Source organism: Enterococcus sp. FR204 (assembly GCF_031143325.1).
Classification (GTDB): Bacteria; Bacillota; Bacilli; order Lactobacillales; family Enterococcaceae; genus Enterococcus_B; species Enterococcus_B faecium.
Genome location: NZ_JAKZIW010000023.1, coordinates 1 through 16,955 on the forward strand (window position 1 = coordinate 1; position 16,955 = coordinate 16,955).

Annotated in this window: 14 protein-coding genes and 1 pseudogene; 2 read left to right on the plus strand and 13 right to left on the minus strand. The window is 39.8% G+C overall.

What is annotated here, in order from left to right; all coding sequences use genetic code 11:
* Positions 1 to 308: 308 nt before the first annotated feature.
* Together RG571_RS06975 and RG571_RS06980 are read right to left on the minus strand one after the other, a co-directional pair.
* Positions 309 to 776, minus strand: coding sequence for a DNA starvation/stationary phase protection protein (locus tag RG571_RS06975; protein WP_002297290.1), 468 nt, complete (start codon positions 774 to 776; stop codon positions 309 to 311).
* Positions 777 to 895: 119 nt separating this feature from the next.
* The gene (locus tag RG571_RS06980) at positions 896 to 2,434 is read right to left on the minus strand and encodes a gluconokinase (RefSeq protein ID WP_002339693.1); all 1,539 of its coding nucleotides are present in this window, start codon (positions 2,432 to 2,434) and stop codon (positions 896 to 898) included.
* Between the two features lie 79 nt (positions 2,435 to 2,513).
* On the opposite strand from RG571_RS06980, the gene RG571_RS06985 reads away from it, so the two are divergent.
* Positions 2,514 to 3,200: an A24 family peptidase gene (locus tag RG571_RS06985; protein WP_002318809.1), complete on the plus strand. Its 687-nt coding sequence runs from the start codon at positions 2,514 to 2,516 to the stop codon at positions 3,198 to 3,200.
* Positions 3,201 to 3,271: 71 nt separating this feature from the next.
* On the opposite strand, the gene msrA is transcribed toward RG571_RS06985, so the two are convergent.
* The 11 genes and pseudogenes from msrA to RG571_RS07040 all read right to left on the minus strand — a co-directional run bounded on the left by msrA (position 3,272) and on the right by RG571_RS07040 (position 15,573).
* Entirely contained in the window at positions 3,272 to 3,799 is a 528-nt protein-coding gene (msrA, locus tag RG571_RS06990) for a peptide-methionine (S)-S-oxide reductase MsrA (protein WP_002288119.1), read from the minus strand.
* Between the two features lie 83 nt (positions 3,800 to 3,882).
* Positions 3,883 to 4,560 carry a beta-phosphoglucomutase gene (gene pgmB / locus RG571_RS06995; protein ID WP_002288121.1) on the minus strand — a complete coding sequence of 226 codons (678 nt, stop codon included), beginning with the start codon at positions 4,558 to 4,560 and terminating at the stop codon, positions 3,883 to 3,885.
* A pseudogene (locus RG571_RS07000) lies at positions 4,557 to 5,652 on the minus strand (glycerate kinase). Before RG571_RS07000 ends, pgmB begins: the two are co-directional and overlap by 4 nt.
* Entirely contained in the window at positions 5,652 to 7,835 is a 2,184-nt protein-coding gene (locus RG571_RS07005) for a glycoside hydrolase family 65 protein (RefSeq protein ID WP_258430458.1), read from the minus strand. Before RG571_RS07005 ends, RG571_RS07000 begins: the two are co-directional and overlap by 1 nt.
* Positions 7,832 to 8,857 (minus strand): Gfo/Idh/MocA family protein, encoded by a 1,026-nt coding sequence (locus RG571_RS07010; protein WP_114634932.1) that lies wholly within the window; start codon positions 8,855 to 8,857, stop codon positions 7,832 to 7,834. Before RG571_RS07010 ends, RG571_RS07005 begins: the two co-directional genes overlap by 4 nt.
* Before the next feature lie 44 nt (positions 8,858 to 8,901).
* Positions 8,902 to 9,729, minus strand: a complete 828-nt coding sequence (locus RG571_RS07015) for a sugar phosphate isomerase/epimerase (protein WP_114634930.1) — start codon at positions 9,727 to 9,729, stop codon at positions 8,902 to 8,904.
* On the minus strand, positions 9,726 to 10,793 hold the full coding sequence (locus tag RG571_RS07020; protein ID WP_002339686.1) for a zinc-binding alcohol dehydrogenase: 1,068 nt from the start codon (positions 10,791 to 10,793) through the stop codon (positions 9,726 to 9,728). Before RG571_RS07020 ends, RG571_RS07015 begins: the two co-directional genes overlap by 4 nt.
* Before the next feature lie 25 nt (positions 10,794 to 10,818).
* Positions 10,819 to 11,655: a carbohydrate ABC transporter permease gene (locus RG571_RS07025; RefSeq protein WP_002339685.1), complete on the minus strand. Its 837-nt coding sequence runs from the start codon at positions 11,653 to 11,655 to the stop codon at positions 10,819 to 10,821.
* Entirely contained in the window at positions 11,652 to 12,521 is an 870-nt protein-coding gene (locus RG571_RS07030) for a sugar ABC transporter permease (RefSeq protein WP_308947788.1), read from the minus strand. The genes RG571_RS07025 and RG571_RS07030 overlap by 4 nt, the downstream gene beginning before the upstream one ends.
* A gap of 69 nt (positions 12,522 to 12,590) precedes the next feature.
* Positions 12,591 to 13,874 (minus strand): ABC transporter substrate-binding protein, encoded by a 1,284-nt coding sequence (locus tag RG571_RS07035; RefSeq protein ID WP_002339684.1) that lies wholly within the window; start codon positions 13,872 to 13,874, stop codon positions 12,591 to 12,593.
* Positions 13,875 to 13,887: 13 nt separating this feature from the next.
* The gene (locus RG571_RS07040; protein WP_002339683.1) at positions 13,888 to 15,573 is read right to left on the minus strand and encodes an alpha-amylase family glycosyl hydrolase; all 1,686 of its coding nucleotides are present in this window, start codon (positions 15,571 to 15,573) and stop codon (positions 13,888 to 13,890) included.
* A gap of 275 nt (positions 15,574 to 15,848) precedes the next feature.
* Here RG571_RS07040 and RG571_RS07045 point away from each other — a divergent pair, with 275 nt between their 5' ends.
* Positions 15,849 to 16,874 carry a LacI family DNA-binding transcriptional regulator gene (locus tag RG571_RS07045; protein WP_002300082.1) on the plus strand — a complete coding sequence of 342 codons (1,026 nt, stop codon included), beginning with the start codon at positions 15,849 to 15,851 and terminating at the stop codon, positions 16,872 to 16,874.
* Positions 16,875 to 16,955 lie beyond the last annotated feature (81 nt).

Below are 16,955 nucleotides of genomic sequence, written 5' to 3' on the forward strand. Positions count from 1 at the left end.
AGAGGCTGTGACAAAAGTCTTGTCACAACCTCTTTTTTTAAATAAACGGTGTTATCCTGCCAACTCCTCGGTCACAAGTCACAATATCCATAAAACATAAGAAGCTGTTTTTTAAAATTGTTTCTTGTGACTCGGAGCTGAACGGCAGGCTTACAACCTCTTGGTAAACGGTGTTCAATCAGCTGACCCTCGGTATTAGCTCAAAAAACGGCAAAATATGAGGAACTATTTTGACGTTTGTTTCTCTAATACTCAGGTCAAAACGCTGATTTCACAACCTCTTTTTCGGTCAAGTTCAACAACAGTTTTTACGCGTCGATCTCTGGCGCTTTGCCCAAATGAGCTTGGATCATCCAGATACGTTTTTCTGTGGCTGTTTTGAATTCGATAAAGATATCTTGTGTTGGATCGTCGCCTTCTTCTCCAGAAACTTCGATTCCTTTTTGGTAAAGATCTGCTAGATAACGATAGCCTGCAACAAGTGTTTCCAAACGTTCTGGAATAGTACGATCCCAGCGGCCAATTTCATCAGGGATTTTTGTGTTATCTGCAAATTCACGCAATGTAGAATAAGGTGAACCGTCTAATGTGATCAAGCGTTCGGATACTTCATCTAACTGAGCGTTCAAATCATCCATGAACTCATCCATCATTGGGTGCAATGTAAGGAAACCTGGTCCTCTCATGTACCAATGTGTTTGGTGAACAACAACAGACATTTGGCTTAGATCTGCAACTAATTGATTTAATACTTCTTTGGTTTGTTGGAATTTCATCTTTCATGCCTCCTAACATTTTCTTACACTTAAAATAATAGTAGACTTTCAATGAAAAGTACAACAAAATCATTTACCTGAGAACGATTTTCAGTTCGCTTTTTTATCCGTAAAGCCAATCATTTTTCAGAATCAGCTAATTCTTCTCGCAGTTGTGCAAATTGCTGATAAGTCTGTGCTAAATGCTTTTGTGTCGAAACAAATAATGGATAGATTTTCTGATATTTTTTATGATCAGTTTCTTGTACTCCAACTTGCTCTTTCAATTCTATCAATTCCTGTGCTTCACTGATACTTTGAATCTTTCCGATGCTTCGCCAGCCTAAAATCACAGCTCCTAATGCGGATGCTTCTGTGACAGTAGGGAAAACAAGCGGGTAACCCAGTACATCAGCCATCATCTGACGAAAAATCGGAGATTGAGCAAACCCGCCTGTAGCACGGATCTCTGTGAGCTGATTTTCTTGGCAAACTCCTTTTAAAATCCGATAAAGATTGAGACAGATCCCTTCTAGAATCGCCTTCATCATTTCTTTTTCTGTATGTTGCCGCTGTAAGCCGATAAAACTGCCAAACGCATCTGCGTCCCAAAGCGGTGCTCGCTCACCAAGCAAATAGGGATGAAAAATCAGACCATTGGCACCCGCTGGCACAAAAGCGATAGCCGAAAGCAGTGCGTCATATGGATTTTCTCCTTTTTCTTTAGCAGATTGAACGACTTCCTGTAAAAATGTATGCCCTGCCCAATCAAAGATGCCAGCACCATTGCTAGTCGCTCCTCCCACTACCCAATGTTTCTGATCCAGAACATAACAAAACGTCTCCATTTCTGGATGGAACTGAGGCTGAGTAGTAATAAAACGAAGTGCTCCGCTCGTTCCTACGGTCAAAGCGGCGATCGTATCACCAAAAGCACCTAACCCTAGATTAGAAAGCGGCCCGTCTGACCCTCCCAAAACAAATGATATATCATTTGGCAAACCTAGTTCTGCTGCTGTTTTTGATGGTAGACCTGTTACTTGATAGGTGGAAGGAAAGACTTGCGGCAATTGCTCTATTCGAATGTTCAAGTAGTCAAGCACTTCTTCTGCCCATTGGAATTCATGGATATCAAAATATCCAGTTCCTGAAGCTGTTCCGTAGTCGCTGATCAGTTCGCCAAACAATCTATAAAAGATATAGTCTTTGATACCGACAAAATAAGCAGTTTTTTTGAATAATTCAGGTTGGCTGTTTTGCAGCCACTTGATTTTGTTCAATGGTGTCATTGGATGAATCGGCGTCCCAGTCTGCCGATAAAATTCTTTGCCAAGCACGGTATATTTCAGTTTTTCTGCTTCGTCCGCTGCTCGGTTATCTGCCCAAGTGATCATTCGAGATAACGGTGTTTTCTCTTCATCCAACAATATCAGGCCATGCATCGCAGAGGAGAAGGAGACAAATTGAATGATTGTGTCTGAAGGCAACTGTTTAATTACTTCTTTTATAACGGTGCAGACACCTTGAAAGATCAATTCCTGATCTTGTTCTGCCATCCCTTGTGTTTCTTGGATCAAAGGGTAGCGAAAATAAGCGGATGCTACTTCTTGGGCTTCATCTGTGAAAGCAACTGCTTTGGTTTGTGTGGTTCCGATATCTAATCCGATTGAAACGTTCATTTTTTCACCTCAAATTTTATGTATGTACAAAAATTTAGTTTAAGCTTGCGTATCTTGGTTTTGAAAAGGGGGAGATGGCGTGTTACTTTATTTTATCATTGGTTGCTGTATCGGATCATTTTTATGTTTAACCGCCCAGCGGATTCCGTTAGGTCACTCTATTATTTATCCTAGATCTCATTGTGTCAAATGCTGTCGTTCGCTTTCTTGGTATGAATTGATTCCGATTCTCTCGATCATCGTCCAACGATTTCGCTGCCGCTATTGCAGGTGTCGGTTGCCCTTCTACTATTTGTTGGCAGAAGCCTTATGTGGTGGTCTTTTTGTCTGGTTCTTTACTTTTTCTTCTGCAAGAAATTATTCGACGTTCATATGGATGCTTTCGGCTTTGCTATTTTCGTTGATGGATTTATTTTACTTCATGGTCCATTCTCACACGCTATTCTGTTCTTGGGCAATTTTATGGATTTTTTGGTTGCAGGTCGGCGTCTTCCAATGGCAAAGTGTGCTGTTAACGTTTATCGTAGGCGGTGTGTGCCTTCGCTATGGTCAATCCTATCTCGGAGCTGGTGATACTCTGTTGATGCTTTCTTGGAGTGGTGGCTTGTCTCTGGAAGAGTTGCTTCAGATCTTGTTTCTTGCTAGTCTGTTTGGAATATCCGTTTTTTCTGTTTACTTTATCTGTCATAAAAAAAAGATGGAAAAACTGCCTTTCATTCCTTTTTTGAGCAGTGCGTTGCTGATCGTCCTTCATCTTAGGTATTGAAAAAAGGTTGTGACAAACGACTTGTCACAACCTCTGATATACGGTGTTCCATAAGTAGCTTTTTCGGCTTCTTATTTCTTGACGCCCCAATGTCGACGAAGGAAACCTGCACGTCCAGAACCTTCTCGATAAAGATTGTAATGGAGCTTGTTTTTCTTGTAATAATCCTGATGGTAATCTTCTGCAGGATAAAATTCGCTTCTTGGTTCGATTTTTGTCACGATTGGCTTATCGAATCGCCCGCTGTCTTGCAATGCTTGTTTTGAACGCTCTGCAATATTTCGTTCTTCTTCATCATTATAGTAGATCACTGGACGATAAGAATCACCGCGATCAGCGAACTGTCCTAATGCGTCAGTCGGATCGGTTTGCTGCCAATAGATTTCCACCAACTGATCATAAGAAATAACTTCTGGATCATATTCGATCTCTACTGCTTCTGTATGCCCTGTTGTGCCTGTTGTTACTTGTTCATAAGTTGGATTTGGTACATGCCCGCCAGTATAACCGGATGTCACAGAAATGATCCCTGGCTGCTCTTCAAATGGTTTGACCATACACCAAAAGCATCCGCCTGCGAAAACTGCTTTTTTTGTCATATAAAATCCCCCTTTTTTCTCATCATACCTTGATTTCCAAAAGGAGGATAACGTTTTGCTTGTGACAGAAAAAACGGAAACTATTATATACGTGATACGGCTTCTGATAAATGCCAAAACGAACGTACTTGATCAAAAACGGTTAAATCAGGAATCACATATTCAGCAGAAGGAAGATTTATGTTTTCACCTATTCCCAATACATGCATGTTACCAGCCAAAGCTGCTTGACAACCAGCTTCTGAATCTTCAATGACCAAGCATGCATTTGGCGGTACATTCAATTGCTGTGCTCCTTTGAGAAAAACTTCTGGATCAGGTTTTGCTTTTGATACTTGCGTGCCGTCAATAAGGACATCAAAATAACTTGTCAAATTCGTTTTTTCTAAAATGAGGCGTGCATTTTTGCTTGCTGATCCCAATCCGATCTTGATGTTTGTTTTTTTCAAGTACTCAAGAACAGCTATTGCACCAGGCAAAACGGATGTTTCATCCATTTTTTGAATCGCTTGAAGATATAGATTGTTTTTTTGCTCAGCAAAGGCTGATTTCTCTTTTTCTGAGAATTTCTGTTCCATTTTTCCAAATGACAGCAATCGCTCTAGTGACTCGGTTCTGGATATTCCTTTCAGTTGCTCGTTTTCTTTCTCAGTGAATGGAATGGACAGCTGGTTAGCTAAAACCAGCCACGCTTCGTAATGATAACGAGCTGTGTCTACAAGAACGCCATCTAAATCGAATAGTGCTGCTTTGATTTTCATCGATTACCTCCTTGAAAATGAACGACTTGAAGTAAAGATGCGATGTTTTTAGCTGTGCGATGAAGATTATCAGTGGCTTGCTGTAAAGCTTCTTGTAAAGGCACAGCTGCAGGAAGGATCGGAAAAACGGCCGAAATGCCAACATCTGCTGCTTTTTCGCTTCCTTTACCAACACTTCCGCAAATAGCTATCACAGGAACGCCCTCTGGTACTCTTCTAGCAATCCCAACTGGCGCTTTTCCTTTTAGACTTTGTCCATCTAGACGTCCTTCGCCTACGATTACGAGGTCTGCTTGCTGTACCCGTTTATCGAACTCCAGTAAATCCAATACGTAGTCGATGCCAGAGACTATTTTCCCTGAAGCAAATGCTAACAGTCCTGCACCCATTCCATCACCAGCACCACTGCCCGATGCCTCGATTACTTGAGGGGCAAATCTCATATAAAAATCATGCATGGCTTGGTCAGCCACTGCTAATTCATTTTCTTTCAAGCCTTTTTGTGGTCCGAAAACAAAAGAAGCGCCTTCTTTTCCGCATAAAAGATTAGTAACATCAGTAATGACAGTGATTTTGGCTTTAATCAGCTCAATAGGCACGTTCGTTTTATCAACTGTAGCAATTTTACCTAGATTTTCTCCCAGTGCTTCTACTTTTTGATTATCTTGATCATAAAAAGCATAACCTAGACCTTCCGCCAACGCCGATGATGATGTGTCGAACACCTTGTTGCAACAATTGTCGTATCAGTTCTCCTACTCCTCGCGTGGATAACCTAAGTGGCTGTCGTTGGTTTAGTGGGACATCTTTCAATCCGACGATTTCTGCCATTTCAAAAATCGCAGTTTGACCGTCTGAAGCGTACTGGATTTCTTTGTTTTTGCCAAATGCATTAGTAACGACTGCTGTTTGCCGCTTCAACCTTAAACTGTCTGCTAATGATGAAACCGTTCCTTCTCCTCCATCGCCTATAGGTAGCAGATCATATTCAGCCTGAACAAAAACTTCTTGAAAACCTGATTGAATGGCTTGTGCTGCCTCTAAGGCTGTCAGACTTTCTTTGAAAGAATCTGGCGCAATCAGAATACGCATTATTTTCCCCTCCGTTCCAAGATCAGTTCTTTTTCCAGCTGGTATTGGTCTCCATTGACAAAAATAGGTAATGTTTCTTTCGTCTCTTTTTTTATTACTATTTGTTTTTTTGTCAAAACAAATAGTAACCTGTGATTTTTCCAAATAAAAGGAAAAGAAATTTTTTCCCATGCTGAAGGAAGTCTTGGAGAAATAGAAAGAGTTCCATTCGTTACTGTAATACCTGAAAAACCAAATATAACTGCTAGCCATAGTGCTCCTAATGAAGCAGCATGAATTCCGTCATCTGATGAATGCGGATCTGGTCCTAAATCAATCAGGCACGCTTCTTGGAATAAATGATACGCCCATTCCATTTCTTGGATACGGCAAGCCTCTATGGCGTGAATCGCTTTACTCAACGATGAGTCGTGGATCGTTTTGTTTTCATAGTAATGCAAATTCTTAGAAACGATTGGTTGAGAAAAATACTCAGGTAATAAGTATAACAGCATGACAAGATCTTCTTGCTTGCTGACTTGGAGTTCATTTACTTCGCTACGGGCATAATCAAGTAAAATAGACTGGCTGCCAGGACGTTCTTTGTAAGTGGTCAAATCAATAACTGGCTTACTGAGATACGTGTCATCTTGCGGAATCAGCTGTTCTTTGTTAGGCACTGGCAAATATAACTTGTCTAAAAAATTTTGACATTCTTTCAAAAAAAGCGGATCGCCAGCTTGATATTTAACAGCTAAGGCCACATTATAATGCGCCAGATAGTTCGTATATGCATTATTGTCGATATATTCTGTGTATTCATCTGGACCAATGACTCTGTGTATCTCTAAATGATCATCGACTTTTACAGCTCTGCTCAGCCAAAAAGCTGCTGTTTCATGAATGAGCGTTTTTCCCTTTGTTTCTAAAAACGATTGATCCTCTGTTGCTTGGACATACTCTTGAACGGCATAAGCAAGGTCTGCACTGATATGGTGTTCTGCGGCAGCTGAAGCAACTTCTTGTCTTGTTCCGGTTTTGATATTCAATGCAGCAAATTTGGGTGTCTCTTCCTGACCAGTGTGTGCGCTCTCCCATGGGAAAAGTGCACCTTGATAGTGATAATCTCTTGCTTTTTGCCGTGCGCCTTCTAATCGATCATAACGGTACAGCAGCAAATTCTTTGCTACTTCAGGAAACTGATATAAAAAGAAAGGCAGGATAAAAATTTCCGTATCCCAGAAAACATGCCCTTTATAGCCTTCGCCAGTTAGTCCCTTCGCCCCTACACTAACACTTGGATCATTGCGGGGAGTCATAATCTGTAAATGGTAAGCAGCGAAGTCCATCGCTAACTGATCGAAAGAAGAATCGCCTTGGATCGTTATCCGATGCTGATGCCAAAAATCTGTCCAATAAGACATCGACTGCTCTAAAATTTCTGTATAACTAACGCTTTTCTGGGCTTGGGCAATACTTTTCTTAAACGGGTCTGTTTGCTGAAGAGAGGTAGAGAGCACGATGATCTTCTCCAGCGTAAAGGACGTATTTTTTCTGATCTTTTCTGAAAAGGAAGCGGTGATCCGGCGATTTTTTGCTTGGAATACACCTGCTTTATTGAATTTAGCTGCAATCCCAATATCAATTTTACTTTCTGTTGTCTGGTAGGATGCACTGATCAAATCGTCACCAAATACTCGCAGTTCTTTTTCAACCAACTGCTGTGTACCAAAATTGGTTTGCTGTCCATCGATACCCGTTTTCACATCTACTTGGCAGTCTTCGGTCAACGGCTTGATGACCACTTTCAGGGCTGCCTGATGGAGATTATTTTGATCAGCAACACGACAAGTAATGACTTCCACTTTTTTTCCTTGAGCAGTTTCAATGAGCGCATAGCGTTTAAGCTCTCCCATTTCTAAATCTAGTGCCCGCTCGTATGCAAGAACTTTCATCGTCTCAAGAGAAAAATGTTCACCGTCGATTTTTATTTCCCATCTGATGACATCTGGAAGATTCACTAACTCGGCTGATTCTGCTCCTAAAGGTCGGTTATATACACCAGCTGCAAACATTCCCCTTACTTGATTCCGATAGTCTTCCTCCTGGCTTCCTCTGATACCAAAAAATCCATTTCCAATGGTCATCTGACTCGCATACTTATTGATATACTCTAAATCAAATTGTTTTTCTTCTACTTTCATAAGGTAATAACTTCTCCTGTTTCTGCCGAACGATATAAATTTTCCACCAGATTCTGGATGACATATCCTTGCCAGCCATCTGCAATCATCTGAGTCTGGTCACCGAGCGCCCGATTCACAAAATGATCCATACTTAGCTCATGTGGGTCATTAACTGGTGTGGTCTTTTGTAAGGAAACCAGCTTTCCATCTACATCTTCGAATAGTTCGCCTGGATACAGATTAGCACCTGCCTGATCGCCACAAAAAGCCACATTCAGTTTGTCTTCTCTGATATTCAAAGCAAACGAAGTATTCAGTTGGATGATCTTGCCGTTTTCTAATTCCAGTGTGCCAAAAATTGCATCTTCTACTGTGAATTTGCTTGGATCCCATTTCCCGAATTTCCCTGAATTTTTTTTCGTACCAATTTTTTGGAAGCTGTACGCCCGAACGTTTTTTACTTTAGGAAATCCAGTAATATACATCGCTGTATCAAGCATGTGAATGCCATAATCGATCAAAGGCCCGTCTCCTTGAAGTTCTTTGTCGATAAACGTTCCCCAGCCTGGAACACCAGACCGACGAAGCGCATTCGCTTCTACGTAATAAATATCCCCGAGAACATCAAGATAATTCTTGATCATTGTTGCTTCGTCAGAAAAACGATGCTGGAATCCATAAGCCAAAATCTGCCCGTTTTTATCGGCTGTCTCTGCCATCTTTCTTGCTTGATCAGCTGTCATAGCTGGTGGTTTCTCGCACATCACTGAAGCATTAGCTTCGAGGGCAGCCAATACATGTTCGAAGTGAAAGCGATTGGGTGTACAGACACTCACGATATCGGGAGAAATCTCATTCAGCATTTGTGTAACTGATGTATACGCATGAGAAAATCCTGTACGTCGGCAAAAGTCTTCTGCTCGCTGGCTGACTGGATCAACCACAGCGGCCAATTCTAAGACATCTGATCTTTTTTGATAATAAGCAGCATGTACTTTTTCTGCTACTTGTCCAGCGCCTATGATTGCTACTTTCTTCATTTATTTCTCCCTCCTTTGCTTATTTACTTATTGTTTTTCTTTCTCTATTCTTTCTCTAAATCATTTAAATGACGCGCTGTTTCCAGACAGTTTTTCAAGTATTGCAATGATTCCTGATAAATTTTCACTTCATTTTCTCCTCGCAAACGACATTCATATACCATATAACCTTCATACTCATTTTGAAGTAGCGTTTGAAAATGGCGAGTAAAATCAATTGCGCCAGATCCTGGTTGGTAGCGATGATTATCTGCTAAATGGATATGACCCACATACTCTTTTTGCGTAGTCAATGCTTTTGAAATATCATCTTCTTCAATATTCATATGATAAAAATCAGCGATGATCTGCACATGTTTCAATTGATTAGAGTCAATATAATGACGCGCATCCGCTAACAAATTGATCATATGGTCTTGGTATCGGTTCAAAGGCTCCAAATAAATAACCGTACCTGTTTCTTCGGCTACTTTATCTAAATAACGAAGTGATTCGCTGACTGCTTTATAGTCTCCTTCTTTGCTTCGGGGTGAAACCGTCGGCGGTAATCGATAAGTGAACATTCCCCAAGCTGCTGGGATAACGATTCCTTTGCCGCCAACCTCGCTTAGTGCACGCAAAATCTCAGCAATTTGACGTACACCATTAAGACGCCGTTCTTCGATGAAGTCACCGATCCACCCATCGTATCCGTTACAAGCTGTCACTACTGGGATCCCTGTTTCTTTGATTGCCTGTTTGACTGTGTCGATATTTTCTATTAACAACTTACCATCGATTTCGTATTCTTCAAATCCACAGTCTTTGATAAATCTAAATTTTTCTAAAATGTCTCTTGGGAAAAATGCTTGATCTTGCGTACCGAATTTCATTGTTCTCCTCCTTGTACTTGAACACCCATTTTGATACTTTCTTCTGGGTGCTGATCTACATAACGCATGTAAGCTTCTGCGCTTTCTGCAAATGGCACAACTGGATCAATGATTTCTTCACAATCCAAGTAACCGTTCATCAATAATTCCCAACATGTGTCCTCGATTCGTTTACGGTTCCATCTTGGGTAATCTGGGTTTGGTTCACTAGATGCTCGAGCAAAGACGATTTTTGCATTATTGAAATGTGCTTCGCGACCAAGATTAAACCCAGCTGGAAAAGGTTTAGCAAAGGCAACATAAGAAATGATCCCGCCATAGCCGATCCCTCTTAAAGAAGCTTGTAATGCGGCAGCACTGCCACTCGTTTCAATAACTGAATCTACTCCACGTTTATCTGTCAATTCCTTTAGACGAAAACCGATATCTGCTTTCATAGGATCTAGCGTGTAATCGGCACCGTATTTTTCTGCTAATTCTCTACGCTGCGCTATGGGATCGATCCCAACGATGGTAGTAGCACCTGCTTTTTTAGCTAATTGAATCGCAATTTGCCCGATAGCGCCTAAACCGAAAATTGCTACAGCATCACCTGCTCGAACATGTGCTTCCCGGATACCACCTAAAGCGAATTGAGCAGGATCGTAACATACTGCATTTTTCCATTGATCCAACCGATCAAGTTTACGTAGTTTATAATTATCAACACCGTTTGTAATTAGTGTTTCACGAATGGGTCCATAAGTGCAGACTAACTCTCCTTTTTGATACTCTGTCACCAAACTGCCCGTTTCTTCGATCGTACCGACAATCATATTTCCTAATTGAAATTCGCCAAATACCACACCGCGTTGGCTTCCTTCTTCTCTTGGCAAGAATAGGCGCCATTCTTCTGAAAATTCTTCATCGATAAATGGACTTAATCCTCTAAAGTCGACAATTTCTGTTCCTGGTTTTGGAGTAGCGAAAATTACTCGGATACGTACTTCGTTCTTTTCGATCTCACGGTCTTCGTAATCTTTGAATCCGGCTATTCTTGGTTCTAATGCAACTAATTTTTTCATCTTTTCTTTCCTCTTTCTTTTCTTTTTATCCTTTTACGCCGCCTTCGACTAAATCCCCTTTAATGAATCGTTCAGATAACGCATACATAATGATGACTGGTAAAGTGGTCACCAATGAAGCGGCCATCATTCGTCCCCAAATGTAGTCTGGTGTACTGAATAATGTGTTCAAACCGATTGGTAAAGTAAATTTTTCGGAGGTCGACAGGAAAATCGAAGCAAATAAATAATCATTCCACGAAACCATAAAACAATAAACGAAGACAGAAATGATTCCAGAAATAGCCAATGGTATAATGATCCGAATAATGATTTGGATCCGGCTAAGACCATCGATCATTGCTGCTTCTTCAATATCAGTCGGAATCGTGTCAGAATAACTTTTTAGCATGAATATCGCAGTAGGAAGTGTTTGAACGACCATCGTGATAATCAGTGCTGTATTGGTATCATACAAACCTAGACTGGAAATGATTTTAAATAATGGAACAACGATCAAAATACCGGAAAACATATAGACGGTATAAAAGCTAGCATTGATTTTCGAGCGAGCTTTGAAGCGTAGTTTTGACAAAGCGTATGCCCCGCTGATCCCAATCACTACTGCAGTTACGGAGGCTATCAAGGAGATCACTAAACTATTTTTGAAATACATGATGAATGGAAAAATCTCAGCATTGAAAATATCCTGATAATGTTCAAAAGTCCATTCTTTCGGAAAAATAGTTTGTGTCGTTGCAATTGCTTCTTGTGAATCATTGAATGATGTCATCAGCATGATCAAAAATGGAAACAAATTGACAGCTAATAGCAACAAAATCGTCGCGTAAAATAAGATTTTCCTGCTCTTTTTATTTTTCATTTCAAGTCCACCTTCTTTCGTGAGAGCAAGACGACCGCTGCAATAATGATGAACAATAGAATCGATATAGCTGCTGCTTTTCCAAGATCATTGAACGCAAAGGCTGTCTGATACAAATAAACGCCTAAGATATTGACTTTATTCGTCAGTAGATAGACATCTGTAAACATATAGAACATCCAGATAGATCTTAAAACAATCACAGTTGCTAGTACTGGTTTGATTGCCGGCAGTGTCACGATCTTGAACTTCTGCCAAGCATTTGCACCGTCCATTTCAGCTGCTTCATAAAGCGTTTTGTCGACTGTTTGCAAAATAGCCAAAAATGAAATAAACGCATACGGATAGTATCTCCAGATCGCAAACAAAACGACCATAAAGAAGCTAGCAACTGGCTGGTAGAACCACAGCGGTGCTTCGTTGAAAAGCTGCAACCTATCTACTAACAGATCATTGACGATTCCATAACTATTATTGAACATATATTTCCAAGCAAAAATCAAAGAAATAGATGGCGTAACATAACTTAATAAAATCAGTGAACGCACCGTTTTCCTAAATCTGAACTTGCGGTTAAGCAAAATAGCTACGGCTAATCCTAAAGCTGTACTGCCTGCTACAACTAAGAATGTGTAAGCAACTGTTAAACCTAAAGAACGATAAAATTCACTATCACTTAAAATTTCAAGATAATTGCTTAATCCGATAAAAACGGCGTCTAAGTTAGGATTCAGCGGCATATCGAAAAAACTGATCTGAATATTGGAAAGCATTGGAATCAGCACTAAAACAGCTAATAAAAGCATGCTTGGTGCTAAAAGTCCCATGGCTAATTTTAAGTCAGAATGTTTCCTTGGACGATTCATTGAAACCTCCCCCTGATAATCTGCCAATAGCTATCTACTTTTTTCGAACACCATTGGCAGAACTTCTTGTTATTTCGTATTTTTTTGTGCGTCAGCTAAAGATTGATCGACATCTTCGTTTCCGACAGTTACTTGGTTCACTGCTTTTCCGATCACACCTGAGCTTGTGATATCTCCCATTTTCGTGAAATTCTTTTCCCCGACTAGTCCAAAGACTTGTACTTCATCAAAAGCACTAGCAATCTCAGATGGCAGCTCGCCAAAAGACTTGATGACTTCATTTTCTTTGTAACCATCCAGTTCGACTACTTGTTTATTCACTGGTTGAGCACCACCAGGAGACATCAAGACCCACTTTTCCATGTTTTTCGGTTGAGATAAGAAAGCTGTGAATGCTTCAGCAGCCTCTTTTTGTTTCTCGTCTAGACCAGAAGAAATCGTCAATCCAGATACTGTGCCATAGACAGCTTGATCTTTTTGTGTTGGGATAGCAAAACCGATATTTTCTGAGTTCCCCGCTTCATAAACAGAAGGCAAAATGTAAGTTGAATAGATTGCCATTGGTGCTGTTCCATTCATGAAAGCATCTTTGATTTCTGTCACATCATTAGAGCCTGGCATCGTGTATTGGGATAAGTTTTGATAAAACGACAATGCTTCTCTCATCTTTTCCGTATCGATCGTTACCTCGCCTTCATCATCCAAAACATTTGCTCCATTTGACAAAGCAAATTGAGAGAACGCTTGCTCACTCATTGTTCCTTCAGCAGTAGGCATAGCAATTCCATATTGTTTATTCTCTTTATCTGTGAAATGTTGAGCAATTTTTAAAATATCATCCCAATTTTCTGGTTCTGAAAAACCAGCTTCTGATAATTTTTCTTTGTCATACCAAATACCTTGAACCCAGCCGCTAATTGGTGCAGCAATATAGCTTTTTCCATCTTCTGAACGAACAAGGTTTTTGGCTCCGTCATAATAATTATCTTCTCCAGCTTCCTCGATAACGTTTTGGACTGCCGTCTGATCAATCAGTTCATCTTTATCCATCACTTTAGCAAAATCCTGACTGACTTCCATTACTTCTGGTAATTTACCGGAACGAGCTAACGTAACGATTTTCGTATTGAACGCTGATTCTTCTACCGGCACTTGCTTGATTTTGATGTCTGGATTTTCTTTTTCAAAATCAGCAACCAGTTCATTGATCACACTTAATCGTTCCTGTTCGACAGAAGAGTGCATGAATTGAATCGTTGTCTGTTGTGATTCGTTAGAGCTTTGACTTTCACCACAAGCAGTAAGAAGAAATCCAGTAGCTAGCAGACAGATAGTAACAATAATTTTTTTCATTTTTTTCCACCTCTTATTTTATTATTTTCAGCCACATATATTCATACGGCTGGAATATCAACTTTCGTTCTTGACTGCAATGGATAATTTGTCCAGAAAACAGGTCTAGGTAATCTCCTTTTGGTAAAAGATAACCTGCTGATTGATTGGAAAAATTATGGATAACTAAGACTTTCTCTTCCTTCGCTTCGCGAATAAAACTGATAAAAGAATCTGCTGAGTCCAGTAAGTAAATCAAACTATTCGGATGGAAGGCTTTTTCTTTTTTTCGAATAGATAGCATCTGGGTCAATTCACCATATACTGCTGTTCTTAATGGATCTGTCTGCAACTCTTTCTCAATATCTGCTAACAAAAATTTTTGCCGATTGATTTTTCGATTCTCTCCTGTTTTTTCTACGCCTTTGTAATCATTTCGACTTCCCAGCACACTTTGAATATAAATTGCCGGCACGCCTGGTAACGTTACCAAAAATGAATGAGCTGCTAAAAAGCGTTTGCTTCTCCATTCCGTCGTATCTGTTGGAGAACTTAACGCATCTAGATACGTAGCGTTTATCTCATGTGGACTGGTCGTTCCATCTGGGTTTTTCTTGTAGTTTACTCGGGCACCCTCTTTCTTCAGCTGTTCCACTAATTCAAGGATCGTTGTTTCTGGCAAAATACCTCGTACCGGATTCAATCCGATACCGTCATGGGAGGCTAAAAAATTAAAAAAAGTTGTTTTTTTCGATGCGAAATCGATGGTTTTTAACCATTCTTTCAACTTACTTGTATTACCCGAACGAATCGCTTGAAGGGTCAAAGGTGGTAGCGAAAACTGATAGACCATCTGTGCTTCATTCCTGCCATCGCCAAAATAACTAATATTATCTTTATGTGGCACATTTGTCTCGGTGATCAATACCGTTCCTAGAGCTGCTTCATCAACGATTGCACGGAATAACTGAATAATCTTATGCGTTTCTGGCAAGTGTATACAAGAAGTTCCTAGTTCTTTCCATAAAAACCCCACAGCATCCAAACGAATAAATGAAGCGCCTTTTTCTAAGTAAAACAAAAGAATATCGATCATTTTCAATAAAACTTCTGGGTTTTTAAAATTCAAATCTACTTGATCTTCGCTAAAAGTCGTCCATACATGTTTTTCTTTCCCGTTTTTGTCGATGAAAGTTGTAAGTAGTGGACTAGTCCTTGGTCTAGTCACGCTGCTTGTATCTGTATCCAGTGGCAAATCAATAAAAAAATCTTTGTACGTATCATTCAAGTTTAAATATTCCTGAAACCAAGTACTTTCGGCAGACATATGATTGCAGACAAAGTCGAACATTAACCGTGTTTCGCTTCTCATTTCTTCTATATCTTCCCATGTGCCCAAACGGTCGTTGATTGCCTGATAATTTACAACGGAGAAACCATCATCAGATGTATATGGGAAAAATGGCAAGAAATGTACAACACTAAATGTATCTGCCAAATACTTTTGATAAAATTTCTTAAATGTACGCAAAGTTGGTTGCTGCTCTTCAAAAAATTGCTCCCCATAAGTAATCAAGAAAATATCTTCTTCGTCCCAATGCAGTTTGCCTGCCTGGCCTTTCTTCTGCTGATAATCACTGACTTTTTGTTCAATCATAGAGGCGGTTTTCTCAGCCAAATCTGAGTCGCGATAAATCGCTTGTAAAAGTTTTGTATACATCGGATTCCCCTTTCTTTTTTTGGGAGCGTTCCCAACGATTTGATCATATTATGGAAAACGCTTACTGTCAATAGCATTTTTTTAAATAATTTTGATATACAAAAAAATACAAATAAGAAAGCTTATGTATCAATAGTTAATAGCTTCTTAAAAAAATATGGTCTCTCATGATCATGCAAGCTATTCCTAAATTTTCAAAATCATAGACAAAAAAGAATGTCTATTGTACTATGGAATTATTCTAAAACGCTCCCAAAAAGGAGGTGCATATAAAATTGAAACCTACTATTTATGACATTGCGAACAAAGCCAATGTCTCCAAATCAACTGTCTCCAGAGTATTAAATAACCAGCCAAATATCTCTGATAAAGCAAAAGCAAGTGTACTTCAAGCAATCAAAGAATTGAATTATGAACCGAGCAAAATTGCAAGAGGACTGTCAGGAAATGGTTTTGACGCGATTCTAGCATTATCTCATCGTACTTCTCATACGACCTATGGCAATCCTTTTTTTTCAGATGTTATTCAATCCATTTCTGCCGTTTCTGAACAAAATAACTTCGACTTGATTCTACAAACGGCAAAAACACCAGAAGAAGAGCTAGAAAAATGCGCGAAAAAGATCCAAGAAAAAATGATTCGAGGAATTATTATTTTAAGCTCTACGATGGATGAAACACTTCTTTTTGAATTGGATCAATACAATATTCCTATTGTGGTAATCGGAAAAGTCGGAAACGACTACACGAACATCTACTCAGTGGACACGGATAATTTCCAGGATAGTTACGATTTGGTGGAAACACTGATCAAGAATGGACACCGTCATATCGGCTGTCTCCATGCTCCGACAGAAGTTTATGTATCCAATGATCGTCTCAATGGTTACCGTCAATGCTTATTTGATCATCACCTAGATATCCGTAATGAATGGATCATAGACGGCGGCTTTCGCTTAGAAGACAGCATGGCAGCAATGAATGATTTAATGAAGCTGCGAGAAAGACCAACTGCGATTTTTTCTACCGATGCATTAAAATCATTGAGTATTTACAAAGTTGCAGAACAAACTGGAAAGCAGATACCTGATGATCTTTCGATCGCAGGATTCAGTGATCCCTTATTGTCCTCCCTATTTTCGCCACAGCTGACTCGGATAGACATTCCAACAAATCAGTTAGGAATCAAAGCCACAGAACTTTTATTCCAATTGATCCATCACCAATACCCAGAAGAAAAAAGAATCATTCTTTCAACCGAGATTACTCTCACAGATTCGATCCAACAACAAGAAATGTAGGGCAGATTTATAAAAGAACAGAAACACTGAGGATAAGTCAGTTACTCTGTTCTTTTTTCAATCACTCACCCCCCATTACCC

What these genes read in the sequence shown, in the direction of transcription:
- RG571_RS06975 (WP_002297290.1), bottom strand. Translation starts at nt 776, where the DNA reads ATGAAATTCCAACAAACCAAAGAAGTATTAAATCAATTAGTTGCAGAT.
- RG571_RS06980 (WP_002339693.1), bottom strand. Translation starts at nt 2,434, where the DNA reads ATGAACGTTTCAATCGGATTAGATATCGGAACCACACAAACCAAAGCA.
- msrA (WP_002288119.1), bottom strand. Translation starts at nt 3,799, where the DNA reads ATGACAAAAAAAGCAGTTTTCGCAGGCGGATGCTTTTGGTGTATGGTC.
- pgmB (WP_002288121.1), bottom strand. Translation starts at nt 4,560, where the DNA reads ATGAAAATCAAAGCAGCACTATTCGATTTAGATGGCGTTCTTGTAGAC.
- RG571_RS07005 (WP_258430458.1), bottom strand. Translation starts at nt 7,835, where the DNA reads ATGAAAGTAGAAGAAAAACAATTTGATTTAGAGTATATCAATAAGTAT.
- RG571_RS07010 (WP_114634932.1), bottom strand. Translation starts at nt 8,857, where the DNA reads ATGAAGAAAGTAGCAATCATAGGCGCTGGACAAGTAGCAGAAAAAGTA.
- RG571_RS07015 (WP_114634930.1), bottom strand. Translation starts at nt 9,729, where the DNA reads ATGAAATTCGGTACGCAAGATCAAGCATTTTTCCCAAGAGACATTTTA.
- RG571_RS07020 (WP_002339686.1), bottom strand. Translation starts at nt 10,793, where the DNA reads ATGAAAAAATTAGTTGCATTAGAACCAAGAATAGCCGGATTCAAAGAT.
- RG571_RS07025 (WP_002339685.1), bottom strand. Translation starts at nt 11,655, where the DNA reads ATGAAAAATAAAAAGAGCAGGAAAATCTTATTTTACGCGACGATTTTG.
- RG571_RS07030 (WP_308947788.1), bottom strand. Translation starts at nt 12,521, where the DNA reads ATGAATCGTCCAAGGAAACATTCTGACTTAAAATTAGCCATGGGACTT.
- RG571_RS07035 (WP_002339684.1), bottom strand. Translation starts at nt 13,874, where the DNA reads ATGAAAAAAATTATTGTTACTATCTGTCTGCTAGCTACTGGATTTCTT.
- RG571_RS07040 (WP_002339683.1), bottom strand. Translation starts at nt 15,573, where the DNA reads ATGTATACAAAACTTTTACAAGCGATTTATCGCGACTCAGATTTGGCT.